The sequence below is a fragment of the Cohnella caldifontis genome (assembly GCF_029360585.1).
GTDB lineage: Bacteria > Bacillota > Bacilli > Paenibacillales > Paenibacillaceae > Cohnella > Cohnella caldifontis.
Genome location: NZ_JAQZSJ010000004.1, coordinates 1 through 26642, shown reverse-complemented (window position 1 = coordinate 26642; position 26642 = coordinate 1). Strand labels below are relative to the sequence as shown.

The 26642-nt window shown below is 55.7% G+C and carries 25 protein-coding genes; 22 read left to right on the top strand and 3 right to left on the bottom strand.

The features are described 5' to 3' along the window. The first annotated feature begins 19 nt into the window (after nucleotides 1–19). The 9 genes from PTZ19_RS08425 to PTZ19_RS08385 all read left to right on the top strand — a co-directional run bounded on the left by PTZ19_RS08425 (nucleotide 20) and on the right by PTZ19_RS08385 (nucleotide 10890). Complete coding sequence (locus PTZ19_RS08425) at nucleotides 20–1339, top strand: GH39 family glycosyl hydrolase (protein ID WP_276353744.1); 1320 nt, start codon at nucleotides 20–22, stop codon at nucleotides 1337–1339. After that, a complete protein-coding gene (locus tag PTZ19_RS08420; RefSeq protein WP_276353743.1) occupies nucleotides 1336–2829 on the top strand; it encodes a M81 family metallopeptidase in 1494 nt (497 codons plus the stop codon). Before PTZ19_RS08425 ends, PTZ19_RS08420 begins: the two co-directional genes overlap by 4 nt. Further along, the gene (locus tag PTZ19_RS08415; RefSeq protein WP_276353741.1) at nucleotides 2826–4160 is read left to right on the top strand and encodes an aspartate aminotransferase family protein; all 1335 of its coding nucleotides are present in this window, start codon (nucleotides 2826–2828) and stop codon (nucleotides 4158–4160) included. Before PTZ19_RS08420 ends, PTZ19_RS08415 begins: the two co-directional genes overlap by 4 nt. A 6-nt stretch (nucleotides 4161–4166) precedes the next feature. Next, nucleotides 4167–5918, top strand: a complete 1752-nt coding sequence (ilvD, locus tag PTZ19_RS08410; RefSeq protein ID WP_276353740.1) for a dihydroxy-acid dehydratase — start codon at nucleotides 4167–4169, stop codon at nucleotides 5916–5918. Continuing rightward, nucleotides 5915–6676 carry an SDR family NAD(P)-dependent oxidoreductase gene (locus PTZ19_RS08405; RefSeq protein ID WP_276353739.1) on the top strand — a complete coding sequence of 254 codons (762 nt, stop codon included), beginning with the start codon at nucleotides 5915–5917 and terminating at the stop codon, nucleotides 6674–6676. Before ilvD ends, PTZ19_RS08405 begins: the two co-directional genes overlap by 4 nt. A gap of 94 nt (nucleotides 6677–6770) precedes the next feature. Further along, nucleotides 6771–7619 carry an SMP-30/gluconolactonase/LRE family protein gene (locus PTZ19_RS08400; protein WP_339329313.1) on the top strand — a complete coding sequence of 283 codons (849 nt, stop codon included), beginning with the start codon at nucleotides 6771–6773 and terminating at the stop codon, nucleotides 7617–7619. Nucleotides 7620–7662: 43 nt separating this feature from the next. Next, nucleotides 7663–8592 (top strand): fumarylacetoacetate hydrolase family protein, encoded by a 930-nt coding sequence (locus tag PTZ19_RS08395; RefSeq protein ID WP_276353738.1) that lies wholly within the window; start codon nucleotides 7663–7665, stop codon nucleotides 8590–8592. 488 nt (nucleotides 8593–9080) lie between these two features. Then, nucleotides 9081–9872: a hypothetical protein gene (locus tag PTZ19_RS08390; RefSeq protein WP_276353736.1), complete on the top strand. Its 792-nt coding sequence runs from the start codon at nucleotides 9081–9083 to the stop codon at nucleotides 9870–9872. A gap of 202 nt (nucleotides 9873–10074) precedes the next feature. After that, nucleotides 10075–10890 carry a nucleotidyltransferase domain-containing protein gene (locus PTZ19_RS08385; RefSeq protein ID WP_276353734.1) on the top strand — a complete coding sequence of 272 codons (816 nt, stop codon included), beginning with the start codon at nucleotides 10075–10077 and terminating at the stop codon, nucleotides 10888–10890. A 132-nt stretch (nucleotides 10891–11022) separates the two neighbouring features. Here the strand turns inward: PTZ19_RS08385 and PTZ19_RS08380 are convergent, their stop codons facing one another. Then, nucleotides 11023–11463 carry a hypothetical protein gene (locus PTZ19_RS08380; RefSeq protein ID WP_276353732.1) on the bottom strand — a complete coding sequence of 147 codons (441 nt, stop codon included), beginning with the start codon at nucleotides 11461–11463 and terminating at the stop codon, nucleotides 11023–11025. On the opposite strand from PTZ19_RS08380, the gene PTZ19_RS08375 reads away from it, so the two are divergent. The 12 genes from PTZ19_RS08375 to PTZ19_RS08320 all read left to right on the top strand — a co-directional run bounded on the left by PTZ19_RS08375 (nucleotide 11462) and on the right by PTZ19_RS08320 (nucleotide 23960). Then, nucleotides 11462–12328, top strand: coding sequence for a substrate-binding domain-containing protein (locus PTZ19_RS08375; RefSeq protein ID WP_276353731.1), 867 nt, complete (start codon nucleotides 11462–11464; stop codon nucleotides 12326–12328). The two genes, PTZ19_RS08380 and PTZ19_RS08375, sit on opposite strands and share 2 nt — an antisense overlap. Before the next feature lie 66 nt (nucleotides 12329–12394). Then, nucleotides 12395–13882 (top strand): sugar ABC transporter ATP-binding protein, encoded by a 1488-nt coding sequence (locus tag PTZ19_RS08370; RefSeq protein WP_276353730.1) that lies wholly within the window; start codon nucleotides 12395–12397, stop codon nucleotides 13880–13882. Continuing rightward, nucleotides 13879–14859 carry an ABC transporter permease gene (locus PTZ19_RS08365; RefSeq protein ID WP_276353728.1) on the top strand — a complete coding sequence of 327 codons (981 nt, stop codon included), beginning with the start codon at nucleotides 13879–13881 and terminating at the stop codon, nucleotides 14857–14859. The genes PTZ19_RS08370 and PTZ19_RS08365 overlap by 4 nt, the downstream gene beginning before the upstream one ends. 63 nt (nucleotides 14860–14922) lie before the next feature. Continuing rightward, on the top strand, nucleotides 14923–16743 hold the full coding sequence (locus tag PTZ19_RS08360; protein ID WP_276353726.1) for a sensor histidine kinase: 1821 nt from the start codon (nucleotides 14923–14925) through the stop codon (nucleotides 16741–16743). Nucleotide 16744: 1 nt separating this feature from the next. Continuing rightward, the gene (locus PTZ19_RS08355) at nucleotides 16745–18337 is read left to right on the top strand and encodes a response regulator (RefSeq protein WP_276353989.1); all 1593 of its coding nucleotides are present in this window, start codon (nucleotides 16745–16747) and stop codon (nucleotides 18335–18337) included. Nucleotides 18338–18365: 28 nt separating this feature from the next. Next, the gene (locus tag PTZ19_RS08350; RefSeq protein ID WP_276353725.1) at nucleotides 18366–19418 is read left to right on the top strand and encodes a DUF4432 family protein; all 1053 of its coding nucleotides are present in this window, start codon (nucleotides 18366–18368) and stop codon (nucleotides 19416–19418) included. 15 nt (nucleotides 19419–19433) lie between these two features. Next, nucleotides 19434–20219: a glucose 1-dehydrogenase gene (locus PTZ19_RS08345; protein ID WP_276353724.1), complete on the top strand. Its 786-nt coding sequence runs from the start codon at nucleotides 19434–19436 to the stop codon at nucleotides 20217–20219. Between the two features lie 23 nt (nucleotides 20220–20242). Next, entirely contained in the window at nucleotides 20243–21310 is a 1068-nt protein-coding gene (locus tag PTZ19_RS08340; protein ID WP_276353722.1) for a mannonate dehydratase, read from the top strand. 35 nt (nucleotides 21311–21345) lie between these two features. Beyond that, nucleotides 21346–22020 carry an RraA family protein gene (locus tag PTZ19_RS08335; RefSeq protein ID WP_276353720.1) on the top strand — a complete coding sequence of 225 codons (675 nt, stop codon included), beginning with the start codon at nucleotides 21346–21348 and terminating at the stop codon, nucleotides 22018–22020. 29 nt (nucleotides 22021–22049) lie between these two features. Further along, nucleotides 22050–22604, top strand: coding sequence for a D-lyxose/D-mannose family sugar isomerase (locus tag PTZ19_RS08330; RefSeq protein WP_276353718.1), 555 nt, complete (start codon nucleotides 22050–22052; stop codon nucleotides 22602–22604). A gap of 544 nt (nucleotides 22605–23148) precedes the next feature. Then, nucleotides 23149–23475 (top strand): ArsR/SmtB family transcription factor, encoded by a 327-nt coding sequence (locus PTZ19_RS08325; protein WP_276353717.1) that lies wholly within the window; start codon nucleotides 23149–23151, stop codon nucleotides 23473–23475. 2 nt (nucleotides 23476–23477) lie between these two features. Further along, nucleotides 23478–23960, top strand: a complete 483-nt coding sequence (locus PTZ19_RS08320; protein WP_276353715.1) for an SRPBCC domain-containing protein — start codon at nucleotides 23478–23480, stop codon at nucleotides 23958–23960. Between the two features lie 87 nt (nucleotides 23961–24047). Here PTZ19_RS08320 and PTZ19_RS08315 read toward each other — a convergent pair whose 3' ends face one another. Beyond that, complete coding sequence (locus tag PTZ19_RS08315; protein ID WP_276353713.1) at nucleotides 24048–24908, bottom strand: EamA family transporter; 861 nt, start codon at nucleotides 24906–24908, stop codon at nucleotides 24048–24050. A gap of 45 nt (nucleotides 24909–24953) precedes the next feature. Then, on the bottom strand, nucleotides 24954–25502 hold the full coding sequence (locus tag PTZ19_RS08310) for a cysteine hydrolase family protein (RefSeq protein ID WP_422614986.1): 549 nt from the start codon (nucleotides 25500–25502) through the stop codon (nucleotides 24954–24956). A gap of 90 nt (nucleotides 25503–25592) precedes the next feature. Between PTZ19_RS08310 and PTZ19_RS08305 the strand changes: the two genes are divergently transcribed. Further along, nucleotides 25593–26522, top strand: coding sequence for a LysR family transcriptional regulator (locus tag PTZ19_RS08305; RefSeq protein WP_276353711.1), 930 nt, complete (start codon nucleotides 25593–25595; stop codon nucleotides 26520–26522). Nucleotides 26523–26642: the final 120 nt, after the last annotated feature.

Below are 26642 nucleotides of genomic sequence, written 5' to 3'. Positions count from 1 at the left end.
CCTATCGGAGGGATCATAAGTGACGGAAATCAGGCTTCATCCCGATCAGACCATCGGTACGATCAAGCCCATTCACGGAGTGAACAACGGACCCGTTACCTACGGATCGCTCGTCGACGTATCGGACTATTACGCAGCCGCGGCGGTGCCGCTCGTCCGCCTGCACGATCCCAACTGGCCGCATCCGCGCGAGGTGGATATCCATATCGTATTTCCCGATTTCGACAAGGACCCCGCGGATCCGGCCAGCTACGATTTCTCCCAAACCGACGAATATTTGCGGACGGTCGTTGCGACCGGGGCCCGCGTCGTATACCGGCTTGGAGAAAGCATCGAGCATACGGCGACGAAATATTTCGTCCACCCCCCCAAGGATTACGAGAAATGGGCGCGGATCTGCATCGGAATCATCCGGCATTACAATCAAGGCTGGGCCAACGGCTTCTATTACAACATCGAATACTGGGAGATTTGGAACGAGCCGGATTACAGCGTCCGCATGTGGTCGGGCACGCATGAACAATACTATCGGCTCTACGAGACGGCTTCGCTGGCGATCAAGCGGTTCGATCCTTCCCTCAAGGTGGGAGGGCCGGCCGTCGCGAATCCGAACTCCGATTTCGTGCCGGAGTTTTTGGAGCATTGCCGTTCCCGGCAGCTGCCGCTCGATTTCTTCTCCTGGCATACGTATACCGGAGATCCGCTGAAAATCGCGCGGAACGCCCGACATATCCGCAGCCTGCTGGATCGATACGGATATGGGAAGACGGAAAGCCATTTGAACGAATGGAACTACATGACGGGCGATTTCGCGACCATCTGGAACAAGGGGAACGAATTCATCCGCAAGCAAGTGTTCGATCGGCAGAAAAGCCATGAAGGCGCTGCCTTCGTCGCGCAGGTGCTTAGCTTTCTGCAGGACCTGCCGGTCGACCAAGCCAATTACTATGACGGCCAGCCGACGGCCTTGTTTTGCGGGCTGTTCGATTATCACGGGGTTCCCCAGAAAACGTACCATGCCGTTCAGGCATTCGAGCATCTCCGTCAACACGGTTCGCGCATCGGCTGCGAAATCACGGGAGAGTCGGAGGGGCTGTCCTGTCTGGCGGCCAGGGATGCGGACGGGCGCGTGGCGGCGCTGATCAGCAATTTCGACGGCAGCGAGCGGCTCGTTGACCTGAAATGGGACGCCGCTCAACCGGACGCGGCGAAGATGCAAGCCGATCTGATCGACGAGCATCGCCAATGGGAGCCGGTGCCGGCGCAAAGCCTCTTGTCCGGTGACGGACGGCTTCGTTTGCCTCCTTATTCCGTGCTGTACCTGAGGGTCGATCGATGAGAGCGCCCCGCATCCTGGTCGGCGCCATCATCCAGGAGAGCAACACGTTCAGCCCGGTCTTGAGCGGGATGGACGACTTCCGCCGGCATCGCTATGCCAAGGGAGCCGACATTCTGAAGCTGAAGGCGGAAAGCGAACTCGGCGGATTCATCCGACGCGCAAGGCAGGCAGGGGCCGAAATCGTGCCGACCCTGTCCGCCCACGCCGTCTCTTCGGGCGTGTTCCGGAGGGAAGCGCTGGCGGAATTAACCGCGGAGCTGATCGGGTGCCTGAAAGACGTTCCCGCCTGCGACGGAGTCTACTTCGCGCTCCACGGCGCCATGGTGGCCGAAGGCTGCGACGACGTGGAAGGCGAGCTGATCGAGACGATCCGCGGCGAGGTCGGCACGATCCCGTTCGTCGTCTCGCTGGATTTGCACGGCAACGTGACCCGGAAGATGGCCGGGAACGTGAACGGCATCGTAGGTTTCCGCACGTATCCGCATGCGGATTTCGACGAGACGGGGGTCCGCTCGGCGGAGCTTCTGCTTTCCATCCTGAAAAGCGGCAGGAGGCCCGCGGTGGTCCTTCGAAAGCTGCCGATGATCGTGCCCGCCGAGAACAGCCAATCGTCGCACGGTCCGTTCGCGGAGCTATGGGCGGAAGCGCGCGAGGGCGAAAGCCGCGGGGATTCGCGGGTCACGTCGTTGTTCCCGGTTCAGCCTTGGCTGGACATCGAGGAGATGGGCTGCGCCGTAGTGACGGTGGGAGACGATCCGCAGCGGACGGAGCGGGAGGCGGATCGCTTGGCCGAGCTGTTCTGGCGCAAGCGGCATGAATTCGGCATCCGACTGTACGCGGTCGACGCGATCGCCGAGCTTGCGGAGAGCCGGAAAGCCGGCGAACCGCCGATCGTCATATCGGATTCTTCCGACAGTCCGGGCGCGGGCTCGCCGGGAGACAGCAACTACGTCTTGCGCGAATTCCTAAGGCTTGGGGTGCATGAGAAATATGATAGCCTGCTTACGATCGTGGATCCGGATGCCGTCGCGGCCGCGATCCGGACCGGCGTCGGCGGGCGGGCGGAGTTCAGGCTTGGCTACCGGTTATGCGCCGACGGGGATCCCGTCGCGGTGAGCGGAACGGTGAGAAGAATCGGCGACGGGCGTTTTGTGCTGCAAGGGGGGTATGCGGCGGGGACGGAGGCCCGTATGGGCAGATGCGCAGTGATCGAATGCGGCAAGCTTTCCGTCCTCGTCACGGAGCGGGCGACCTTCTCCGGCGATCCCTCCATGTATCGGAGCATGGGACTGGAGCCCGCGGCGGCGGACATCGTGCTGGTTAAATCCGCCAATCAATTCCGCGCGGATTACGGCAAGCTGACGGATCGGATTTATATTCTGGACACCCCGGGCCGAAGCCCGGCCGACATCCGCCAGCTGAATTACAAGAAACTGCAGCGCCCTTGTTATCCGTTCGAGGATGATTTTGATTGGAGGAACCGGGAATGAAATCTTTCGAGAAATCCAAAACGATGTTCGCCGAATCGGAGACGGTGCTGGCGGGAGGCGTCGCCAGTTCCTTGCGCGCTTCCATGAAGCCGGTTCCGGTGTTCGCGGAATCCGCTTCGGGTTCCCGCATCCGCGACGTGGACGGCAACGAATACATCGATTTTCTGCTGGCATACGGTCCTTCGGTTCTCGGTCATGCGCACCCGGAGCTGATCGCGTCGCTTCATGAGGCGATGCAGCGCGGGATTACGTACGGGGTGCAGCACCGGGGGGAGATCGAGCTGGCCCGCCGCCTGACGGAAGTTTTGCCCTGCGCGGACAAGGTCGCTTTCAGCGGCTCGGGTACGGAAGCCGTCATGTTGGCGCTTCGCCTCGCCCGCGCCTATACGGGCAAGAAAAAGATCGTCCGTTTCCATGGGCACTACCATGGCTGGTCCGATACCATTTTCACCTCGTTTCCGAGCGCGGACATGAAGCCGTCCGCCGGAGCGTCCGGATCGGCGGAAGCCGTCATGCCGGGCACGGGCGGGCAGAGCGAGCTATCCCTGCGGGAAATCATCCTGCTGCCGTGGAATGATGCCGCCGTGCTGGAGCAGACGCTTCGGGAACGCGCCGGCGAGATCGCGGCGGTCATTACGGAGCCGGTCATGTGCAATTCCGGCTGTATCCGCCCGCTCCCGGGGTACCTGGAGAAAATGCGCGAGCTAACGGCTGAGCTGGGCATCGTCCTGATCTTCGACGAAGTGATCACCGGCTTCCGGCTGGGGCTGGGCGGCGCGCATGGACGCTTCGGCATCAAGCCGGATCTGATGACGATGGGCAAAGCGTTGGCGGGCGGGATCGCGCTCAGCGCGGTCGCGGGAGCGGGAGCGATCATGGAGCTGATCGCGAACGGCCGGGTCAGTCACCTGGGGACGCTGAACGGCAACGGCGCGGCGATGGCCGCGGCTTTAACGACGTTGGATATTTTGGGACGCAATGGGGGCGAAATGTTCCCGAAGATGGACGCATTGGCGCAGCGAGCGGCGGAAGGGCTGCGGGAGAAGCTCCGGAAGTTTGGCTTCCGGGGCGTCGTCAACCAGATCGGACCGGTGTTCCACCTCATGTTCATTGAACGGGATCGGGTGGACACCTTCGAAGACTTCTCCCGGAGAGACTCCTCGCTGTATTTCGAGTTCGCCGAGCGGATGCTGGAGGAAGGCGTCCTGATTCGGACGAATGGCCTCTGGTATGTTTCTATCGCACACGAGGAGCGGGATATAGAACTGATGTTGGAAGCCGCGGACCGCGTATTGCAAGCCATGGCTGCCGACCGGAAGCGGGAGGGGTGACGGCGCATGGACGGATGGAATCAGGACCGCGCGAGCCAGAAGGTACGCAAAATCAGCTTTGAGGGCGACGCTCTGCGCATGTCCATGGATTGGACCGTCGAAGATTTGGACCGCGTCCAGGTGCTGGTGGAAAGCACGCAAGGGTCCAGCCACCCCAGCTCCTACCATCTCGGCGAGCTGGTCGGCGAAATGGAGAAGGGCGTATTCCAAATGGGCGGCAAGCCGGCTGTCTATACGACGACCGACATTTGCGACGGCGTGGCCCAAGCGCACAACGGCATGCATTACTCGCTGCTGTCGCGGGACATGATCGCGAACATGGTGGAAATCCATGCGCTGGCCACGCCTTTCGACGCGATGGTGTTGACCTCCGCGGGCGATAAAGCCGTTCCGGCTCATCTGATGGCCATCGCCCGGCTGAACATTCCGGCGATCCACGTGCCCGGAGGCGCCATGGGGGCGGGTCCCTGCATGAAATCGAACGAAGAGCTCTGGCATATGAGCGTGGAAGTGGAGAAGGAGCAGATGACGAAGGAGGAGTTCCTCGCCTTCCAAAGAGCCTGCTGCCCAACCTGCGGCGCCTGCCAGTACATGGGGACGGCCGCCACCATGCAGGTCATGGCCGAAGCGCTCGGCCTGGCGCTGCCCTGGACGGCGCTGATTCCGGCGACGAACGCGGAAATCCGCAAAGCCGCGCGCGCGGCAGGCCAACAGGTGATGCGCCTCGTATCCGCCGGCATTCGCCCGGAGCACATCCTGACCCGCGAAGCGTTCGAGAATGCCGTCATGGTCCATTCGGCGGTCGGCGGCTCGCTGAACGCGGTAATGCACCTGATCGCCGTCGCCAAGGAAATCGGCATCGAGCTGGATGCCGGCACGTTCGACGAAATCCATCGGCGAATCCCGATTCTGGTCGACACGAAGACGGCCGGGCATTATCCCACCGAATTGTTCTGGTATGCGGGAGGGGTTCCGTTCGTCATGGAGGAGCTGAGGGAGTTCCTCCATCTGGGCGCCCTCACGGTGACGGGCAAGACGGTCGGGGAGAACCTGGACGAAATGCGCGGCAATGAAATGCGGAATTTCGCGGAAATGTTCCTGGCGAATTACAAGCTGAACCGTCGGAATGTGATCTATCCGCTGAAGAAGCCGCTGAAGAAGGAAGGGGCGCTCGCGGTGCTGCGGGGCAATCTGGCCCCGGAAGGCGCGACCATCAAGAAGTTCGCCGTCGCCGACGAGATGCAGGTGCATACGGGGCCCGCCCGCGTCTTCGACAGCGAGCGAGACGCCGTCGACGCTTATTTGGCCAAAACGATTCAGCCCGGCGACGTCGTCGTCATCCGTTATCAAGGGCCGAAGGCCGTCGGCATGCCGGAAATGTTTTTCATGTCGGAGCTCATCGCGTCGGATCCGGTGCTTTCGCATACGACTTCCCTCGTCACCGACGGCCGTTTCTCCGGGGCGACCCGCGGACCCTGCGTCGGGTATTTGGGGCCGGAGGCGCTGGACGGCGGCCCCATCGCCTTCATCCGCGACGGGGACATCATCCGGGTGGACATTCCGAACCGGACCCTCGACATCGTCGGCTTGGAAGGGGAGCCTTGCGAAGCGGCCCGGATCGAAGAGGAGTTGGGCAAGCGGAAGGCGTCCTGGACGCCGCCGAGCTTCGGACACAAGGGCGCGCTGGGCTTGTATACCCGTTCCGCGGCTCCCGCGCTTCGGGGCGGATCCTGCGCGCAAGGAGGACGTTTGGGATGAGATTGGAAGGGAAAACGGCCGTCATTACGGGTTCCTCCCGTTCGATCGGCGCTGCCGTGGCCAAACGGTATGCCCGGGAAGGCGCGAAAGTGGTCATCAATTACCTGGATACGCCGGCGTTTGCCGAGCAGGTGGTCCATGAAATCGTATCGGCCGGCGGCCAAGCGTTCGCCGTGCAGGCCGACGTCTCGCGTGAGGAGGACGTCAAGCGGCTGGTTCGGGAAACCGCGGACCGTTACGGCAGCCTCGATATCCTGGTGAATAACGCGGCGGTGGATCCCCGCAAAACCTGGTATGAAATCAGCGTCGAGGAATGGGACGCGATCATGGGGAACAACGTGCGCTCGCAGTTTCTCTGCGCGCGAGAGGCTTTCCCGTATATGAAAGCGCAAAGGTACGGGAAAATCATCAACGTGTCCTCCGTCACTTTCTTTACCGGGCAGAAAAACTTCCTCCATTATGTTGCTTCAAAGGGTGCGATCATTGGGTTTACCCGGGCATTGGCCAGAGAAGTCGGCGAGCATGGGATTACCGTTAACTGCATTACGCCGGGCGCCGTGCTGACGGAGACGGAATACGAGAAAGTGAGCGAGCGGACCATCCGGGAAAGCGGAGAAATGCTGGCCAAGGCGCAATGCTTCGCCAGAAGGGAGATCGCCGCGGATTTGGAGGGAGCATTCGTGTTCCTGGCTTCGCACGACAGCGACTTTATCAGCGGTCAAACCTTGAACGTGGACGGCGGCTGGATGATGCATTAACGGATGGCCGTCGTCGGTCATTGGACTGTAGAAATGAAGCGCGTTACGCCCAAGGAAAGGAAGATCATTTCTGAACCGGAATCTGGAATGTCTGTTGCGTCGCGCCGCTAGATTAGGGGAGGGGCCGACATGGGACTCCGCCCGCCGAAGACTGATCTGGGTGGACATCCTTGGAAAGTCTCTGCATGGGTATGATCCGGCGGACGGAACCGATCGGCACCATGCTTTCGACCAAATGATCGGCGCCGCGGTCCCCGCCCGTAACGGGAACCTGCTGCTGGCCTTGCAGGATGGCCTGTATCGCTACGACGAGGCCGACCGATCTTTGCAGCTTTACGCTTCGATCGAAGCGGAGCGGCCCCGCAACCGCATGAATGACGGAAAATGCGATCCCCGCGGCCGCTTCTGGGCCGGTACGTTGAACATGGCGGGGGAACGGGAAGCCGGCAGCTTATACCGCGTTCTGCCGGACGGTTCGGTCGATCGGATGGAAACCGGCGTCGGACTGTCGAACGGAATGGGCTGGAGCCCCGACGGCACGGAGATGTATTTTATCGATACGCATCAATCAACTTTGTACGCTTACGATTTCGATCTGGAGGCCGGGACGATCCGAAATCGGAGAGTGCTGCTCGCCTTTGCCGAAAATGAAGGCTTTCCCGATGGAATGACGGTCGATGCGGAAGGACGATTGTGGATCGCCCACTGGGGCGGCAGCCGGGTGTCCTGCCGGGACCCCCGCACGGGAGCGGAGCTTGACCGCATTGAGGTGCCGGCCTTGTTCGTGACCTCTTGCGCTTTCGGCGGGCAGGCGCTGGATGAGCTCTATATCACGACCGCGATGGATGAGGAAAGCGGGAGGGACGATCCGTACGGCGGAAGTCTTTTTCGGATCCGGCCGGGCGTGAAGGGGATGGCGGCCGCGTCTTTCGGCGGCTTCTAAGTTTACCAGGGTGAGAGGGAATGCTCGAGGAAGGGAAGAGACGATGAAACTGATCTCCTTAAACGATCATGAAGAAACGAAGTTGGGCATCTGGACCGAAGAGGGCGTCATCTCGGTTGCCGACGCGGTAAAAGCCGTGGGGGGAGCGGGAGCGCCAAACGTACCGCAAACGATTATGCAGGCAATCAAACAGGGCACTGACGGGATTGACGCACTAAAGAATTTGATGGATCGGCTATCCGCGGAGTCAACGAAGACCTGGCTTCTGGAAGAGGAAGGGCTGTCGTTCGAACCTTGCGTGACGAACCCTTCCAAAATCATTTGCGTCGGGCTCAATTACCGCAAGCATGCGGATGAGACCCATGCGCCGTATCCTCAAACCCCGATTTTGTTCAACAAATTCAACAACGCGCTGACGGGGCATAACCGGGACGTCGTCGTGCCGGCCGTCACGGCAAAGCTGGATTATGAAGCGGAGCTCGGGATCGTGATCGGAAAACCGGCGAAAAACGTATCCGTCGAGGAGGCGTTGGATTATGTTTATGGCTACTGCGCGGCCAACGACTTGTCCGCCCGCGACCTTCAGCTGCGGACGAACCAATGGATGCTGGGCAAGACCTGCGATGGATTCTGCCCGCTGGGGCCTTACCTGGTTACGGCGGACGAAGTCGGCGATCCGAACGCGCTTGGGATCAAAACGACCGTAAATGGCGAAGTTCGCCAAAATTCCAATACTTCCGATATGATCTTCCGGTGCGATGAAATCATCAGCTATGTTTCACGCCACATGACGCTTGATCCGGGAGACCTTATTTTGACGGGAACGCCGGAGGGCGTCGTTTTCGGATACCCTCCGGAGCAGCAAGTTTATTTACGGCCGGGAGACGTCGTCACCGTGGAAATCGAGAAACTCGGAACGTTGAGGAACCGGTTTGTTCGCGATATAGAACCGGACCGCCCGTTGACTCCGTAATCCCGAAACTGTCCTTCTTCGCGCGGGAAGGAGGAGTATCGAAATCATACATCGACCGGCGGGCGACGGAAGGGCTGAAGATCGCTTCCCTTTTCGTCAAGGCGGATACGGCTGCCGGTGGTGCTCATTTTCATTTCGATTCAACGGTTTATCGAAGGCATCTTACAAACGGTGCGGTAAAAGGATAGTCGAAAGATCGGGGGAACCCCCGATCTTTTAAGTTCGACAATGGCTAAGCCTGCATTCATGGAGAACTGTCCGTTTCACGGTCGGAAGCTTCTTCGTAAATGTATGGCTTGCATGATATTTCAGGAAGGGACTGTTGAAGATTTGGAGCTGATATTTTGATTCGAAAGCGCTGAACGGACCCTTCTTTTTTATGTCGATGAAAGGAAGTAAGGAGGAGAGTTTATCCTTAAAACGAATAAAAAGAATCTAAAGATTTTTGTTGAAAATTTTTAGATTGAATCAAAGGGGCTGAAATGGGCGTGAACGAAAGATCGTTGCAAAGCTGTATTGTAGGCTTTTTTGATATTCTTGGTTTCAGAGAACTTACCCAAATGGCGGAACGTGATTTTAATCAGGCGCTGGGAATCATTCGAGATATCGAAGGGCTATTTCAAAACATTCGTTCTGAATACAGCGAACTAATTGAATCAGGGTTGGACATTAAGATGTTTTCCGATAATGTTTGTCTTAGCTTCCCTTATGATTCGAGTGATTCAAATCTGTCAGCAAATTTATACAGCCTCATTGAAATTCTTGCGGATATACAAATAAATATGGTGTTTAGAGGATTTCCCATAAGAGGCGGCATTGCTTTAGGGATGCATTATGCTTCTGAAAACATCATTTTTAGCACTGGGCTTGTACGCGCATATGAGACGGAATCCAAAATTGCGATTGTTCCTAGAATCGTTTGCCATCCAACTTTAACCGATGTTTTAAGTCAGCATACTAGAAAGAACTCCAATGATGAGGATGTTCTTTTGATCGAATATCTTGATCGGGACGTGGATAATTTCCATTTCATCAATTATCTCGTTCGACAAGCGGAAAGTTATGACTGGGAAGATGAGTTTTTTGGCATGTTAGAACAGCATAAAGAAGTCATTACCAAAAACGCAAGGGAGCATCAAGGAAATATTAAGGTCTTATCAAAATATTATTGGCTTGCGGAATACCATAATCGGATAGCGGATCCAGAGTATACGGACGAGAGATATCTAATTGATATGTCTGTTTTATTCCCAGAAACATGCAAGAATCCTTTAAAATAAAGACGCGATCAAAAGGGTGTTGTTAGGCCTATCTCCCCTGATGATCGGATTGGTCATCGGCGAATTCCTCATGATCGGCCGCTCGGGTCAATTTTATTGGCTCGTGATTTGAATGTCAGAACCCCCCTCTATGAATGTCCGATTCCCCCATGAACAGATGCGGATGGGTCTGTTAGGATAAGGGAATAAGGAGGGCGTTCCCATGGATAACCCCCATACGGGCGTGACGATCCGAGCCCATCATCAGGAAGCGATCGATGCTCTGGTTTGTCAGTTAAGGGATGACCCTTCCAATCTGGCGATTATTATAGCCGGGTCTGTCGCCAAAGGAGTGGCTCGCGAAGATTCCGACATCGATTGCTACTTGGTCGTGAACGATGAGGAGTTCGAAGCGCGAAAACAACGGGATCAATTGTTTTACTTCGCGAGAGAGGGGTGCGACTATCCGGGCGGGTATTACGACGGCAAAATCATCCCCTATCGCTTCCTTGAAGAGGCCGCGGTCAGGGGCAGCGAGCCGACTCGCGCGTCGTTCGATAAGGCGTTCGTCGTTTTCTCGCGGATTTTCGGATTGGACGATTTGATTGCGAGAATCCCCATCTATCCCGAACAGAATAGGGAAAGGAATTTTCAAGACTTCTTCGCTCAAGTCGAGCTTTACGGGGGCTACTTCGCCGAACGGGCGATTGCATTGGGCAACGCGTATTTGCTGACCTATGCGATCGGTCAGGTCGTTCTGTTTTCCGGCCGGCTGCTGCTGGCATACAACCGAGTGCTGTTCCCGTGCCATAAATCGCTGCAAGGCGTTTTGAGAACGCTCCCTCTTATACCAGATCGATATTTTGAGCTGCAGGAGGAGTTGTTGCGGAGTCCCGACAAGGAATCGATCCGGGCATTCGTGGCGTGCATCCGTTCCTTCCACGATTGGGGGATCGCACCGCACGAAGCCGTAAGCAGGTTTATCCAAAACAACGAATGGAACTGGCTGGATGGCGAGCCGCCTCTGTCCGACCGGTAAATCGTCTGCTAAAACGCGCGATCTGGCCAAAGGAAAGAAGAGGAGCGAAGGGCTTTACGTTTCGTAGACCGCAACGGAGGTGCGCTGCCGTTGTAAAAGACCTGCCGAACTGCAATCGCGAACCGCTGATAATCAGCGGTTTTTTCTTTTGACGGGGCTTCTATTTACCCACGGATGATGTCTGAGTATGCCGGGAAGAACGTCCGGTTGCGCCTTCGATTCGTGGGTTTCCCGTTGCGACAGAAGGGTAGGCATAAAAAAAATTACGAAAAACAAAAATCGTACAAAAAATAAAAAAGCGCTCTCGTTGTAGGTTTTTATAACTGTTTTTATAATGAATACGTTTCCAAAAATCATCTTACGGGGGAGTTCGGGAATGAAGCAATTCAAGAAGGGTTCACTCTTAGTGCTTATGCTTACCCTTGTTTTGGCTTTGGCGGCATGCGGTTCATCCAATAAAGAGCCGGCAGGAAGCGCCTCTGAGTCTCCGAAGGCGAGCCCGAGCGCAAGCGCTCCTGCTGCCAACAGCGATCTCGTCGTAGCCGGAGTCGTGTTCCAGGAAGACCAATTCATGAAGCTGCTCTCCCTGGGATACCAAGATGCGGCAGCCGCTGCAGGCGTGAAGATCCTCACCGGCAATACCGCCAACGACCAAGGCAAAGAAGCGGAATTGATCAACACGTACATGTCCCAAAAAGTAAACGGCATCGCCATTGCCCCTCTGAACCAAGACTCGTCGATTGCCGCGCTCAAAAAAGCGGACGAAAAAGGCGTGAAAGTCGCGGTAACGAACATTTCGCTTACGAACGCTCCGTTCATCGTCGGCGGTTTCACGTCCGACAACGTCAATATCGGCGCGACCACCGGCGAAGCGGCAGCCCAATACATCAAAGAAAAGCTCGGCGGCAAAGCGAAAATCGCGATCCTGGCCTTCAAAGGCTTGCTTCCCGAGCAAAGCGGCGATCGGGTCAAAGGCTTCGTGGACGCGGTGAAAAAAGTGAATCCGGATGTCGAGATCGTCGCGGAGCAAGATGCATGGCTGCAAGATAAAGCGGTACAAGTCGCCGGCGATATCCTTACGGCCCATCCGGATGTCAACCTCGTCTGGGCCGCGAACGAAGGAGGCACGATCGGAGCGGCGATGGCGGTGAAGAACGCAGGCAAAGCCGGCAAAGTCGTCGTATTCGGCACGGACGCCAGCGATCAGTTGGTTTCCATGCTGAAAGCGGACGATAACATCCTGCAGGCGATTACCGGCCAAGATCCGTATAACATGGGTTACCAAGCGATGGAGCTGCTGATCAAGAGCCTGAAGGGAGAAGATGTCAGCGCAAGCAAGGGCACGACGAAAATCGTCAACGGAATTCTGCTCAGCCGCGCGGACCCCGACGGAATCGCGAAGTTCGAGAGCGACCTGAAAGCGAAAATGGGCAAATAATCAAGGGACGGAAGGGGTTGCGATCGCAACCCCTTCGATTTAAGCAAAGATAGCGAGGTCGGAACCATGAGCACATTGGAAACCCGGGACATTACGAAGGTTTATCCAGGTACGGTTGCCCTAAATCGAGTGTCGGTTTCCTTTGACAGCGGCAAGGTGCATGCTTTGCTGGGCAAAAACGGATCGGGAAAATCGACGCTGCTCAAGATTTTTTCCGGTGCGATCCAGCCGACGGAGGGCGACGTGCTTCTGGATGGCAACGTTGTCAAAATGCGTGATCCGAGCGATGCGTTCACGAAGGGAATCGCTACGGTCTATCAAGAGCTAAGCTTGGTCCCCGGGCTCAGCGTGGCGGAAAACATATTCCTCGGCCGCGCGCCGATGAAAGGAATGTTCGTCGATCATAAGAAGATGCACGAAATGGCATCCGAAATGCTGGGCGAATTGAACCTGAATATCGCCGCCGATGAAATGGTGTATAACCTGAGCGTCGGGCAGGCCCAAATGGTTGAAATCGTGAAAGCGATGTCTTTCAAGCCGAAGGTGCTCCAGCTGGACGAACCGACATCCGCGCTGGCCAAAAACGAGATCCAATCCCTGTTCAACATGATCGAAGAGTTAAAGAAAAAAGACGTCATCATCCTATACGTATCCCATCGTCTGCATGAGTTGTGGGAGATCGCGGACACCTGCACGGTGCTGCGGGAAGGTCAGCTCATCGGTACGGCGCCGATGCAGGAGCTCACGCGCAAAGATCTCATCGGCATGATGTTCGGCGACGTGGAGATCAAGACCCGGCCGCATGATCTTCGCATATCCGAGGAAGTCGTTCTGGAAGTCAAAGGGCTGACCCGGCATCACAAATTTCAAGACGTGTCGTTTCGGCTTCGAAAAGGGGAAATTCTAGGAATCGCAGGCATGCTGGGCTCCGGGCGAACGGAGTTGTTGAAATCGATTTTCGGAGCGGATCCGGCGGACGGCGGCGAAATTTACGTCAACGGCAAACGGATGAAGTCTCCGACACCGCAAAAAATGAAAAAAGCAGGACTTGCGTTAACGCCGGAGGATCGCAAGCAAGAAGGGCTGATCCAGATTGCTTCGATTCAAAGCAACTTGTGTGTAGCAAGCCTTGATCGCATAGGCAAGGGTCTGTTCGTCAACGGAAAAACGGAAGAAGAGTTCGTTCGGCGTCAAATCGACGGCCTGCAAATCAAAGCGGGGGATGTCGGTGATCTCGTTTCCTCTCTTTCCGGCGGAAATCAGCAGAAGGTCGTCATCGGCAACTGGCTCAATACGAGTCCGAGCATCATGTTCTTCGACGAGCCTACCCGGGGCATCGACGTAAGCGCCAAGCAGCAAATTTTCCAAATCGTCTGGGAGCAGTCGCGCTATGGCGTCTCCAGTATCCTGGTGTCGTCGGAGCTCGAGGAATTGCTTGAGGTTTGCCACCGCATCTTGATTTTGAGCGACGGCCGAATCTGCGGCGAATATACGCCGGAACAACTGAGTATCGAGGATCTGTATGCACTCAGCATGGGAGGAGAATCACTTTGAACGCGAGCGGACTCAACCTGCGGAAACATTTGAACAAACATATGCTGGAGCTCATATTGCTCGTCATATTCATCGCCATGAGCTTCGCTTCTTCCGGTTTTTTCACGATCGATAACATCCTGAACATTTTCCGGAACATCGCGATGCAGGGAATCATCGCTTTCGGGATGACCATGGTGATCATTGCCGGCGAAATCGACCTTTCCGTCGGCTCGACCGTCGCTTTGTCAGGCGTCACGACAGGAGCCGTCACCGGTTGGCTGGCGAATCACGGGGGGATGCCGATGGATCAAGCGGTTATCGTCGGCATGATCGTTTCGCTGGTTTTGGCCGGATTGATTGGACTGTTTAACGGTTTCATTCTAACGAAATACAAGCTGCCTTCGTTTATCATTACGTTAGCCATGCTGAATGTCGTTTATGGCGCAGCCGCGGTGATGTCGGGCGGATTCCCCGTCACCACCTTGCCCTCATGGTATAATGTACTCGGATCCGGGGAAATCCTTTCCATTCCCGTACCTGCCATTATCTTGCTGCTCATCTTCGCGATCATCTTCGTCGTGATGAAATATACGAAGTTCGGCCGGTCGGTCTATGCCGTCGGCGGCAACCCGGAGTCCGCGCGCCTGTCGGGAATTAACGTCGGCCGGGTGAAGATCGTCTGCATGGTCGTCGTTCAGCTTCTGTCCGCGTTAAGCGGAATCCTGCTTTCGTCGCAGGTGATGTCCGGCGCCTTCTCTTTCGGAAAGGGCTGGGAGCTGATCGTCATCTCCGCCGTCATCATCGGCGGTACCAGCTTGTTCGGCGGGATCGGCAAAGTATGGGGCACGTTCGTCGGCCTTGTATTTTTAGGCGTTCTCATCAACGCCATGACGATCTTGAACGTCAATGAATACGTGCAGTATATCGTGCGCGGATGCTTGATCTTGGTCGCGGTTCTCATCACGACGATTCAAATCATGAAAAGACGAAGCTAATCCGACAGTCAGCCTCCAAAACCTCTCCCCAGGGGGCTTGCAGTCCGAGAGGAATGGATCCCGATGATGTTTCGCAACATGAGCTTTCAGCTGAAGATGTTTATCATCATTTTTACGGTGGTCCTGACTCCCGTCGTGATCGTCAGCTTCTTTCTTTACGACCGTTCCGAAAAGGCGATTACCGATCAAACCTCCAAGGTCGTGATCAGCAGCATTTCCTATGCCATCACCAATATCGATTCCTCCCTCGACAACGTAACAGGCATGAGCAAGCTGATCTTGACGGATCAGAAGTTGATCAAAGCCGCGAATCGGCGTTCCGCTTTTTCGGAAGCAGAGAAAACGGATACGTACCGGGAACTGTTGGATCTCATGCAATTTTTCATCACCCGCATCAAGATCCAGAACATGATCGAGGGAATCGACTCTTTTTATTTGTATTTGAACAACCAGAATACGATTCTGGACGTGAAATCCACTTATTACGAAAACGTGGATGAAAGCCGGGTAGACTTCATTCAGCATGCGGAGCAGGAAGGACAATGGTACGTTTCCGATCCCGTAAATTACTACACGTTAAATCGGATCAAAACGAGGTTGCAGGAAGAAAAGCTCATTACCTTTAACCGAGTGCTGAAAGACAATGACAGCCGAATCAGCGCAATCCTCGCCGTGAACGTATCCGAACAGTTCCTGAGCCAATATTACAAAAAAATCCAACGGGGCGTTCCCGGAGAATTCATCGTACTCGACAGCAATGCCGCGGTCGTTGCGACCTCCATGCAGAACGAAGTCGGCAGCACGTCCGAATCCTACAAGCGAATCAGCGCCATCATCGAGAAGGACCACCGCGATAACGGCAGCTTTTTCATGACGGTGGACCGCCAAAAGCAATTTATCGTATATTCCCAGTCGCCTTATTCGAAATGGAAATACATCGTCATGATCCCTTCCTCGCAGATTTTAGGCAAAGTGAACGAAATCAAGAAATTCCTTTACGTTGTCGTATCTCTGATCCTCTTCGCCATTCTTGCCGTTTCGTTTTTGTTGGCCCGGTTCTTCAACCTCCCGCTCAGAAAATTGGTATGGGCGATGCAGAAGACGGGGAACGGAAGACTAGACGTCAGAATCAAGGACGGCCGAGGCGACGAATATAAGGCCGTCTATCAAGGCTTCAACGACATGATGGACCAGATCAGTCTGCTGATTCACGACTTGGCCAGCGAAAAGCTGCTCAAAAAAGAAGCGGAAATCAAGCTGCTTCAAGCCCAAATCAACCCGCACTTCTTGTATAACACGCTGGATTCCATTTACAGCATCGCGAAAATCAATAAGGTCGAAGAAATTTCCCTCATGGTTTCCGCGTTATCCAAGTTTTTCAGAGTCAGCTTAAGCGGCGGCAGAGAGAACGTCACGCTGAAAGAGTCCGTGGATATCGTCATTAGCTATCTCACCATCCTGAATATTCGATATAAGGGCAAAATCAGCTTCGACGTCGACGTTCCGCCGGAGCTGGCCGACTGTATCGTACCCAAATTGATTCTTCAGCCGATCGTCGAAAATGCCGTGTATCATGGCATTCAGAAAAACAAGGACACGGGTCACTTGCTCATTGCGGCATCTTCGTCGGAGGGGATCTTGCGGCTTGTCGTTGAAGACGACGGAGTCGGCATCGCCGAAGAAGAGCTGCTGAAGCTGAGACAGACGGTCACGGGCGATCTTCAAGAGGAGACGTTGAGCTATGCCTTGCGAAACCTGTATCAACATATCAAATTGAAGTACGGTCCGGATTATGGGCTGCACATCGACAGCGAGCAGGGCAGAGGCACTCGCGTTACCGTTTCCTTGCCGGTCGTTCCGCAGGAGGTGCGGCGGATTGTATAACATGATGATCGTCGATGACGAGGATTGGGTGCGCGAACGTCTCATTCGGACGTTGGACTGGGAAAGCAAGGAGGTTCGGGTCGTCGATGAGGCGGGCAACGGCACGGAGGCGCTGGAAAAAGCCCTGCGGATCCGGCCGGAAATCATTTTAACCGATATCCGCATGCCGAACATGGACGGCTTGGAGTTCATCCGGCGGCTGAAGGAAAACCGCATCGAAGCGAAAACCATCATCATCAGCGGATACAGCGACTTCGATTACGCCAAAAAAGCGATCGCGTTAGGCGCATTCGACTATATTCTGAAGCCGGTTGAGGATCACGATCTATTCTCCGTCGTCGAGCGCTGCATCGAACAAATTCGCGCGGAGAGAACGCAAATCGCTTTATTGCAAAAAGCGGATCATCAGGTGAACAAGCGGCTGCCCTTATTAAAGGAGATGCTGTTCTCCAGCCTCATCCACCACCCGGTTCCGAACGAACGGGAAATTCACGAGGCGTTCATGGATTTCGGCATCGAAAACGAGAATCTCAAACATGTCTGTTTCCTCATCCAAGTCAACGAAGACGTGACGCCGGGAGCGCCGCGGGAAGATTCGGGCGACTTCGTTTCATTCGTCATCCAGAACGTGGCGAGAGACGTCGTGAACGCAGTGAGCGTGAACGAAATCCTGTTCGCGAATGCCGGAGAGGTGGTCGGCATCGTCTCCTCCCGTTTGCCTTCCGATCGGTTGTCCGAACGACTCCTCGCGCTTTCCGAAGACATCCGGAAAGTGATCGGCAGAATATTGAACTGCACCGTCGCGATCGGGATCGGCGGCGAATGCGACAATCTCGTCCATATCGGCCTCTCATACCGTCAGGCGAAGCAATCCGCGCTCGCGGACGGATATTTATCGAAGAAGAGCGGCAATGGCCGCAGCCTGACGACGAACGCTTGGAAAGCGGCCGCTTATCGGGGATATGATACCAATCCGCTAGTGAACGCCATGGTGACGGGAAACAAGCAAGCGGCGTTAGCCGGACTGGATCGGATCATGCACGACCATCCCATGCTTCAGCCGGCGGAGTTGAAGTTCGTTTACATCACGATCGTGAATGCCATCGCGAGGACATCGCTGATCGGCAATCAGGCTGTGGAGGATTTCTCCAACTATTGCTTGCAGCTTCTCGAAGTTCTGAACCAATCGCATCAGGTTGAAGAAATCCGCGGGTTAATGGCGGGCGCCATCGAGAAAATCATGGATCACCTGGAGAAAACGCAAAGCAAGCGCAGACGGAAAGTGATTGAAAAGGCAACAAGTTACATTGAGGAAAACTATTGCCGGCCGATCAGTCTAGGTACCGTCTCGGACATGTTGATGCTGAACGCCTCGTATCTCAGCAAGATTTTCAAAGAAGAGATGGGCATCCCGTTTTCCAAATACTTAATGGAATACCGGGTATCGAAAGCGATTCAGCTGATGAGGGATCCTACGCTGAAAATGTACGAGATTTCCAGTCTGGTAGGCTATGAGGATGTGCAGTATTTCACGAAAGTGTTCAAAGCGATCAAGGGAATCGCCCCCATGCAATATAGGGAGAAAATCAACTAAGGAGACGGGAAGGGAGGAACCGGTTCCCATGCACGCTTATCGGGGTCAACGGAATTATGGTTGCCGCATTCATGATCAGTATCGATTCATGGGCATGCGCGTGATCGTGCTCGAGAACCAACTCGTCCGAATTTCCATATTGCCGGACAAGGGCACGGAAATCATGGAGTATTTGTACAAGCCGCTTGACCTCGATTTCATGTGGTTGACGGATCAGGGGGTGCAAAATCGCGCCGGCGATTTGCCGGCATCGGCCGATTCGCGATTTTCCTTTATTGACGATTACAGCGGCTGTTGGCAGGAGATCTTTCCGAATGGCGGCACGCCCAGCCATTATATGGGTGCGGGATACGGTCAGCATGGAGAGGTCAGCCATATGAAGTGGGACTATGAGATCGTAGAAGATTCGGAGCAGTCCGTTGCCGTCCGGTTCACCGTGAAAACGCGGCTGATGCCTTTCCGGCTGACGAAAACCGTTTCGCTCCGATCGCACGCCGCGGAGCTGACGATTCATGAGGAAGCAACCAATTTAAGCCCGGTAGCTCTGCGATATATGTGGGGCCAGCATCTTGCGCTCGGCAAGCCTTTTCTTGAGGAGGGCTGCCGGATCGAGCTGCCGGACGGCTTGCGGGTCATTGCGGATCCGCTGGATGCGCAGGACGGACAAAGATGCCGCGTCGCGCGGGGAGCGGAATATGCCTGGCCGCAAGCCGCTGGCCCGGATGGAGATGCCGTCGATCTGTCCGTGCTGCCGCCTGCCGGCACCCCGTCCGAGATCGTCTATGTCACGGGTTTCCAAGAGAACGGCTGGTATCGCGTCACGAACGACAGGCTTGGGGCCGGCATTCAGGTCGACTGGGATGCCAAGGAGATGCCGTATTTGTGGTTTTGGCAGGAGTTCGGGGACACCAAGCGATATCCGTGGTACGGGCGGCACTACAATATCGGATTGGAGCCATTCTCCAGCTATCCTACGCACGGGTTGGAGCAAGCGGTGCGCAACGGATCCGCCGGGCAGATCGCGGGCGGGGAAACCAGAACTTTCACGCTGTCCACGACCTTGTTCACACTTCACCGATGAGGGGTGCGGCCGAGCATGTATGCCGATCTGCATGGCAAAGTAGGAATCGTCACGGGGGCTTCATCCGGCATTGGCCGAGGGATTGCGGAGCGATTCGGGCAAGAAAACATGAAGGTGGTCGTGAATTATCTCGATGATCCGGAAGAAGCCGAGCGGACCGCGGAGCAAGTCCGAATGGCCGGAGGCGAAGCGGTTATCGTCCAGGCCGACGTGACCTCGGAGGATCAGGTGGAGGATCTGGTTAAAGCCGCTGTATCCACGTTCGGCACTTTGGACGTGATGGTGAATAATGCCGGGATCGAATCCGCGGCTCCGACGCATGAGCTTAGCCTGGAGGAGTGGAATCGAATCCTGCAAGTCAACTTGACGGGAGCGTTTCTCGGTTGCCGGGAAGCCGTCAAGGCGATGAAGGCGCTGAACAAGAAAGGGAATATCATCAATATTACGAGCGTCCATCAGAAGATGGCGAAACCGCAGCATGTCCATTACTCCGCCAGCAAAGGGGGCTTGCGCATGCTGACGGAGTCGCTGGCGTCGGAATACGCCCGCTCCGGCATTCGCGTCAACGCGATCGCTCCGGGCGCCATCCGAACGGCGATGAATGCGCATTTGCTGGAGGATGCCGCCGTCCGGGATGAGATCTTGGACATGATTCCGATGCGATCCATCGGGAGCACGGAGCACATCGGATCCGCGGCGGCATGGCTCGCATCCGAACAATCCGATTACGTCACGGGAATCACGTTGTTCGTAGACGGAGGCATGACCCTCTACCGCAACTACGTGAAGGACGATGAATAAAGGAAGCGGGGGGCGAAACCGGGATGAAACTGGGATTAGGCTTGTACCGCGACAGATTGAACAAAGACAATTTCCGCTTCGCCAAGCAAGCGGGTTGCTCTCATCTCGTCGTTCATCTTGTCGATTATTACAACGGAATCGAAGGTCTTCCATCGACGGACAAAGACAGGAACATGGGGATCGCCAGGGCGAAGGAAGAGATTTGGTCCTACGAAAGCCTGGCCGCTCTGAAAAAATCCATCCAAGAAGAAGGATTGGAGCTGGAAGCGATCGAAAATTTCAGCCCCGCCGATTGGTACGATATTTTGCTGGATGGCCCGAAGAAACGGGAACAAATCGAGCACTTGAAGCAAATCGTCCGCAACGCAGGAAAAGCCGGCATCCCGATCATCGGCTATAATTTCAGCATTGCCGGCGTATGGGGTCACGTGAATCGTCCCGTTGCCCGCGGAGGCGCGGTGACCGCCACCTTCAACCTTGCGGAAGGTCCGGAAGAGACGCCCATTCCGCATGGACAAATATGGAATATGACGTACGATTTCAACCCTCCGGAAGGCTTCATTCCGCCCATCTCCTCGGAAGAACTCTGGCAGCGGCTGGAGTTCTTTCTGAAAGAGCTCCTGCCGGTGGCGGAGGAAGCGGGCGTCAGGCTTGCCGCGCATCCGGACGATCCGCCGATGCCGACCGTTCGAGGATACGGGCGGCTGGTGAACCAGCCTCATTTGTATCAAAAATTGCTGGACCTCTATCCGAGCCGAAGCAATGCTTTGGAATTTTGCTTGGGTACGCTTCAGGAAATGACGGATGGCGATATCTACGAAACGATCGATCGATACAGCAGCCGGAATGCGGTCGGGTATGTGCATTTCCGCAACGTGAGAGGCAAAGTTCCTCGTTACGACGAAGTGTTCATCGACGAAGGCGACATCGACATGATCGAAGCGCTCCGAATTTTCAAAAAGAACGGCTTTGACGGCGTATTCATACCGGACCATACGCCTCAGCTCAGCTGCAAAGCGCCATGGCATGCCGGAATGGCCTATGCGCTCGGGTATATGAAGGCCGCCTTGGCGATCATCGATAAAGAGTAGCAGGATGACTATCGTAGAAAAGGAGTGCTTGCCGGATGACAAACAACGCTCAATCCATTGCGGGTTTCGATTTTGACTACTTGGAGGAGAAGCTGTACTCCGCGGTGATCGCGGACGTTCTGGACGAGCTCGGTTACCGGAATCAGACGTTCGGTTCGGGCATTAAGCTGATCGATCCGAAGACCAAACTAAGCGGGCGGGCGTTCACGGCCCAAGCGACCCGAGTGTTCAATATTCCGGAGCAACCGTACAAATTGCAAATGGAAGCGATCGACTCCGTGAAACCGGGAGAAGTGTTCATCGTATCGACCGGCGCGCCGGAGGAAGCGGCATTCTGGGGCGAGCTTCTGGGGACGGCATGCCGCGCGCGCGGCGGACGCGGCGCGATCGTAGACGGGCTGAACCGGGACACGGCCAAGCTGCTGGAGATGGGGTTCCCTCTCGCTTCCCGGGGCCGCGTCCCAACCGACTCCAAAGGCCGCGTGGATCTCATTTTCTATCAGCGTCCGATCGAGATCGACGGCGTGCGGATTCACCCGGGCGACTATGTATTCGCTGATATAGACGGAGTGGTTTTCGTTCCGCAGGAAGTGGAAGAGAAAGCGATTCAGCTGTCGCTGGAAAAAGCGGCGGGCGAGAATCTCGTTCGCAAAGCGCTGCAGGACGGCATGCTCTGCACGGAGGCTTTCAAGACATTCGGCATTCTGTAGAACCATATGATTTGGGAGGTAACCAACGGATGACGATCTATCGAAGCGAGGTCAAAAAGGCTCAAGAGAAAACAGCCGCTTTCTTTGCCTCCGCGGGCATCGTGTTGACCGAAGAAGAGCGGGAACGCATCGAGATTGCGGGTTTTGGCTTGGGCAACTTGGACATTCAGGGGCTGGAGCTTATCACTTACGTAAATACGGATCGATATTGCGCCAAAGAACTCGTACTGTTTCCCGGTCAAACGTGCCCGGAGCATTTGCATCCGAGGGTGGGATCGGACCCCGGCAAGATGGAAACCTTTCGTTGTCGATGGGGACGGGTTTATCTCTATGTAGAAGGGCCCGACACATCGCCGATTCAAGCTCAAGTTCCTCGCGGCAGCGAATCCTGCTATACGGTTTATCACGAAGTACAGCTGCTTCCCGGACAGCAATATACGATCCCGCCTGGCATGAAGCATTGGTTCCAAGGGGGGCCTGAGGGGGCGATCGTCTCCGAATTTTCCAGTACAAGCCGGGACGAGTACGATATTTTTACCGATCCTAACGTCATTCGGATGCCCGTCGTCATTGAAGACGAGTAGATGAAAACAAACGAGGGGCGATTCGACAATCCAAGAGGCCATCGTCGTTCTGGATAAGACGAAATATCGTTCCCGAAGCCCGGCCGCGCGGCCGGGTTTTTTCTTGAAAGATCAGAATTTATTACTCCATAGCGGAGAAACGTTGGTGAAGCGCAAAGGATCTCCAAAGGGGAAGGCTAAGGGCTAAAATGCAATTATTTTTTCTGCATTCCCACAAAATGTGATGACTAAAAGCCAAAATGCAATTAGCAAACCTCGTCTCGGCGGAAAAATGAAGGTTTGGCCAAGAATAAATGCATTTCGGCTCTTAGTACTCCAAAAAAGGGGCAGAATGAGATGATTCGTTGTATTTAAGCTCTTAGCACCCTTACTTATAAGGACGACGAAGTCGTTATTACTTGGTAAACGGCGGAGCCGAATGGGCTTGGCACGCGGACAGCGGGGAGCTTGATGTCGCGCTGCCGAAGCCTCGTACGGCCAGGCTATTTGAGATCACTTTGAAATATCCTTGACATTTTATTCCTTGTCGTTTACATTAAACCATATGGTTGAATATAATCCTTATCTCGATGGTCTGTTCAAGTCACTGGCGGATCCGATCCGCAGGGATATCCTGCAACGGCTCGTCCAAGCGCAGCATACCATCAGCCAACTGGCTGCCCATTACGAGATGTCGTTCGCTGCCGTCGCCAAACACCTGAACGTACTGGAGAAAGCCAAATTGATTGTCAAAAGACGCAAAGGAAAGGAGCAGATCGTCAGCATCGCGCCCGAAGCCTTAAGGGATGCCAGCGAGTATCTCGCGCAATTTGAAGCCTTGTGGAATTACCGCCTTGATGTACTGGACCAAATTTTGCAGGAGGATGATTGATCATGTATCGAGCCAAAGTGACGGCAGAACCCGGCACGCAGAACATCGTCGTAGAACGGATGTTTGATGCTCCCCGCCGCAAAGTCTTTGCCGCCATGACGCAGAAGGAAAAACTCGAACGTTGGTGGACCGGCCCCGGTTACGCCAACCGCGTGACGCACCTTGACGTGCGCGACGGCGGCTCCTGGCGATTCGTCCAATCGGACGGTCGCGGCAACGAGTTCGGATTTCATGGAAGTTTCCATATGGTTTCGCCCGAATTGACGATCCAAACCTTCGAATTCGAAGGGCTTGGCGAGCGCGGCCACGTTTCCCTTCAACGAATGGAATTGATCGAAGTCGAAGAGGGCAAAACGAAACTCATTGCCACGTCAACCTTCATGAGCGTCGCGGACCGGGACGGGATGCTCTCCGGCGGTATGGAGGATGGGATGCAGCAAACGTATGACATGCTGGATGAAGTATTGAAAGATATGGACGAATAATCCAACGGTCCGGTGAGCCGGATCCATGATCGGAAATGAACGAAAAAGAGTCTTCTCCCCCGATGCGGGTCGAAGACTCTTTTTCGTTCAGAAGCGCAGCAGCTTCCGGTTGACCAAAACGATTCCGGCAAGGGCAACCGCCGTGCCGGCGGCGCCGATCCACGTGATGGTTTCGTGCAGGAACAGCGCCCCGACGAATACCGCGACGATCGGACTGACCATCGTCCAAGTCGTCGGAAACAGCGGGTTCGTGACCTGGACGAGCCAGTAATAGATCCCCGAAGCGACGACCGACGCCGCGACGCTCAAGTAGAGGATGCTGAAGACGAGGCTGCCGTTCCAATGGATGCCGGAAAAGTTCTCCGTGACGCCGGATAACGCGAATAACAGGAGACTGCCGAAAATCATCTGCAATGCGTTCAGCATGAGCGAAGATACGCCTTCCCCGAACGCTTTCCTGGTCCGGATGACGCCGTAAGAGAACGCGGCTTCGGACAAGACGATGGACAGCGCGGCCCAGATCGCGTTCTTCCGGTCGCCGCCCGTCGTCAGTTCCGGAAGCGCGACCAGCGCGAGTCCGGCGAAGGCCGCGGCTATTCCGACCTTCTGCCAGCGGTCCACCCGTTCGAAAAGTCCGATGAACACGGGGGAAGTCGCGACGAGCAGGGAAGCGACTCCGGTCGGGATGTGCTGCTCGGACCAGAATAACGCGGCGAAGGGGATGGCCGTCATCAAGGCGCCCAGGAAGGCCATTTCGGCGTAAGCCTTCAAGGACCGGGGAAACCGGGCGTTCCGGTAAGCCAGATAGGGCACCAACAGCAGCCCGGCCAGGCCGAAGCGGATCGCCGCCATCAGCAGAGGGGGAATCCCTTCGTTCAGCCCCAGTTTGATCGCGAAATAGGTCGTCCCGTATATGAGGCAAATCGATAGATACCCCCACAAGACCATGTTTGCAATCCTCCTATGAAAAACCTGAACCCGTTGGCGGGACGCTCATGATGACTGGAGCAGCCCGAGTACCCCTTGCGTATCGATGACCGTCGCGAACTCCCCGTGCAAGCTGACGAGCGCCAGGGTATGGATGGCTTCGGCCGTATGCAGCTTGCCGTCAAAGCTGATCCTCTCGAACGTCGCCGTCGCGTCGGATACGATGTAAGGGGTAAACCCGAGGTTGCCCGCCATACGGGTGGTCGTCGACACGCAGTGGTCGGTCGTGAGCCCGACGATCACCAGCGTGTCGACGCGGTTTTTTCTCAACCGATCTTCCAAATCGGTGCCGATAAAAGCGCTGTTGACGCTTTTGACGACGACCGGCTCGCCGGGCAGCGGCGCGACGATGTCCTTGATATCCCGGCCGGGATGATGCGGGAGGGAGGGGTTGCCGATATGCTGGACGTGGACGACGGGGCGCTTCGTCCTTCTCCAGGCGTCCAGCAGGACGGCCATGTTCGCTTCCGCGTCCGGGTTGTTCCTTCGGCCCAGGGCCGGATCGTCGAAATGGTTTTGCACGTCGATCAAGATCAATGCCGCGTTCTCCGGGATGTTCATTGGCGTATCCTCCTATGCATGGTGCAAGCCTGTTGCCATGGCACGATCATATGCTAGAATGGTTCATTGGTAAAATTGAAAGATATGATCGATAGATTCAATAATTCTGATCGATCCCAAGCCACAGAGGAGGGATTTCCCATCGAAATCCGCCAGCTCCAATCGTTTAAAGCCGTCGTCGACCGGAACGGCTTTACTAAGGCCGCCCATGCGCTCCAGTATTCGCAGGCTTCCATTACGGCCCATATCCAGCAGCTGGAAGACGAGCTCGGGGCGCCGTTGTTCGACCGCATAGGCAAGCAAATCGTGCTGACCCCGGTCGGCCAGGAGTTGTATGCCTGCGCCGCGGAGCTGCTGGCGGCCTATGCCAAAATCAAGTCGATCTCCCCGAACGGGACGGACGTCAAAGGGGAAATCCGCATCGGCGCCTCGGAGACGATGACGGTTTTCCGGCTGGGTCCGGCGCTGGCCCGGTTCAAAAAGCTTTACCCCGAGGTTGCCGTGTCGCTCCTCCATGACCGATGCCCCACCTTGCGGGAGAAGCTTCATTCGGGGGAACTCGATTTCGCGGTGACGCTGGAGCCGAAGTTCGGCGATCCCCAACTGGTTACCGAGGTGATTTCGGAAGAGCGGTTGGTCTTCGTGGCGGAGCGCAGCCATCCGGCGGAAACGATCGAGCAGGCGGGCGGGGATTGCTTCATTTTCACGGAGAAGAACGACTCGTTAAGGCGGTTTGCCGAAGGGGTCTTGGCGAAAATGGGGATCGCGGTTTCCAGCCATTTGGAGTTCTCCAGCATGGAGGCGATCAAGCAATGCGTGGCCAGCGGGTTGGGCGTCAGCCTGATCCCCTATGTCAGCGCGGAAGGCTTGCTCCGCGACAACCGGGTAAGAGTGTTGAAGGCCCCGGGGGAAGAAGAAATGATCTTGTACGGACAGCTCCATTACCATCGGAACAAGTGGCTGTCCAAGGCGCACCGGAAGTTTATCGAAATGGTTTTGAACGTTAAGGAATGATCTGGTGGTAGTGTAAGAAAATTGCACAACTCCATCTCAGAGGCAGGTTTTAGGAGGAGTTGTGTAAGAAAGTTGCATAACTCTGCCTCAGAAGCGGGGTTGCAGGGGGAGTTGTGTAAG

What these genes read in the sequence shown, in the direction of transcription:
- PTZ19_RS08420 (WP_276353743.1), top strand. Translation starts at nt 1,336, where the DNA reads ATGAGAGCGCCCCGCATCCTGGTCGGCGCCATCATCCAGGAGAGCAAC.
- PTZ19_RS08415 (WP_276353741.1), top strand. Translation starts at nt 2,826, where the DNA reads ATGAAATCTTTCGAGAAATCCAAAACGATGTTCGCCGAATCGGAGACG.
- ilvD (WP_276353740.1), top strand. Translation starts at nt 4,167, where the DNA reads ATGGACGGATGGAATCAGGACCGCGCGAGCCAGAAGGTACGCAAAATC.
- PTZ19_RS08405 (WP_276353739.1), top strand. Translation starts at nt 5,915, where the DNA reads ATGAGATTGGAAGGGAAAACGGCCGTCATTACGGGTTCCTCCCGTTCG.
- PTZ19_RS08395 (WP_276353738.1), top strand. Translation starts at nt 7,663, where the DNA reads ATGAAACTGATCTCCTTAAACGATCATGAAGAAACGAAGTTGGGCATC.
- PTZ19_RS08385 (WP_276353734.1), top strand. Translation starts at nt 10,075, where the DNA reads ATGGATAACCCCCATACGGGCGTGACGATCCGAGCCCATCATCAGGAA.
- PTZ19_RS08375 (WP_276353731.1), top strand. Translation starts at nt 11,462, where the DNA reads ATGAAGCTGCTCTCCCTGGGATACCAAGATGCGGCAGCCGCTGCAGGC.
- PTZ19_RS08380 (WP_276353732.1), bottom strand. Translation starts at nt 11,463, where the DNA reads ATGAATTGGTCTTCCTGGAACACGACTCCGGCTACGACGAGATCGCTG.
- PTZ19_RS08370 (WP_276353730.1), top strand. Translation starts at nt 12,395, where the DNA reads ATGAGCACATTGGAAACCCGGGACATTACGAAGGTTTATCCAGGTACG.
- PTZ19_RS08360 (WP_276353726.1), top strand. Translation starts at nt 14,923, where the DNA reads ATGATGTTTCGCAACATGAGCTTTCAGCTGAAGATGTTTATCATCATT.
- PTZ19_RS08355 (WP_276353989.1), top strand. Translation starts at nt 16,745, where the DNA reads ATGATGATCGTCGATGACGAGGATTGGGTGCGCGAACGTCTCATTCGG.
- PTZ19_RS08350 (WP_276353725.1), top strand. Translation starts at nt 18,366, where the DNA reads ATGCACGCTTATCGGGGTCAACGGAATTATGGTTGCCGCATTCATGAT.
- PTZ19_RS08345 (WP_276353724.1), top strand. Translation starts at nt 19,434, where the DNA reads ATGTATGCCGATCTGCATGGCAAAGTAGGAATCGTCACGGGGGCTTCA.
- PTZ19_RS08340 (WP_276353722.1), top strand. Translation starts at nt 20,243, where the DNA reads ATGAAACTGGGATTAGGCTTGTACCGCGACAGATTGAACAAAGACAAT.
- PTZ19_RS08335 (WP_276353720.1), top strand. Translation starts at nt 21,346, where the DNA reads ATGACAAACAACGCTCAATCCATTGCGGGTTTCGATTTTGACTACTTG.
- PTZ19_RS08330 (WP_276353718.1), top strand. Translation starts at nt 22,050, where the DNA reads ATGACGATCTATCGAAGCGAGGTCAAAAAGGCTCAAGAGAAAACAGCC.
- PTZ19_RS08325 (WP_276353717.1), top strand. Translation starts at nt 23,149, where the DNA reads ATGGTTGAATATAATCCTTATCTCGATGGTCTGTTCAAGTCACTGGCG.
- PTZ19_RS08320 (WP_276353715.1), top strand. Translation starts at nt 23,478, where the DNA reads ATGTATCGAGCCAAAGTGACGGCAGAACCCGGCACGCAGAACATCGTC.
- PTZ19_RS08315 (WP_276353713.1), bottom strand. Translation starts at nt 24,908, where the DNA reads ATGGTCTTGTGGGGGTATCTATCGATTTGCCTCATATACGGGACGACC.
- PTZ19_RS08305 (WP_276353711.1), top strand. Translation starts at nt 25,593, where the DNA reads ATGATCGATAGATTCAATAATTCTGATCGATCCCAAGCCACAGAGGAG.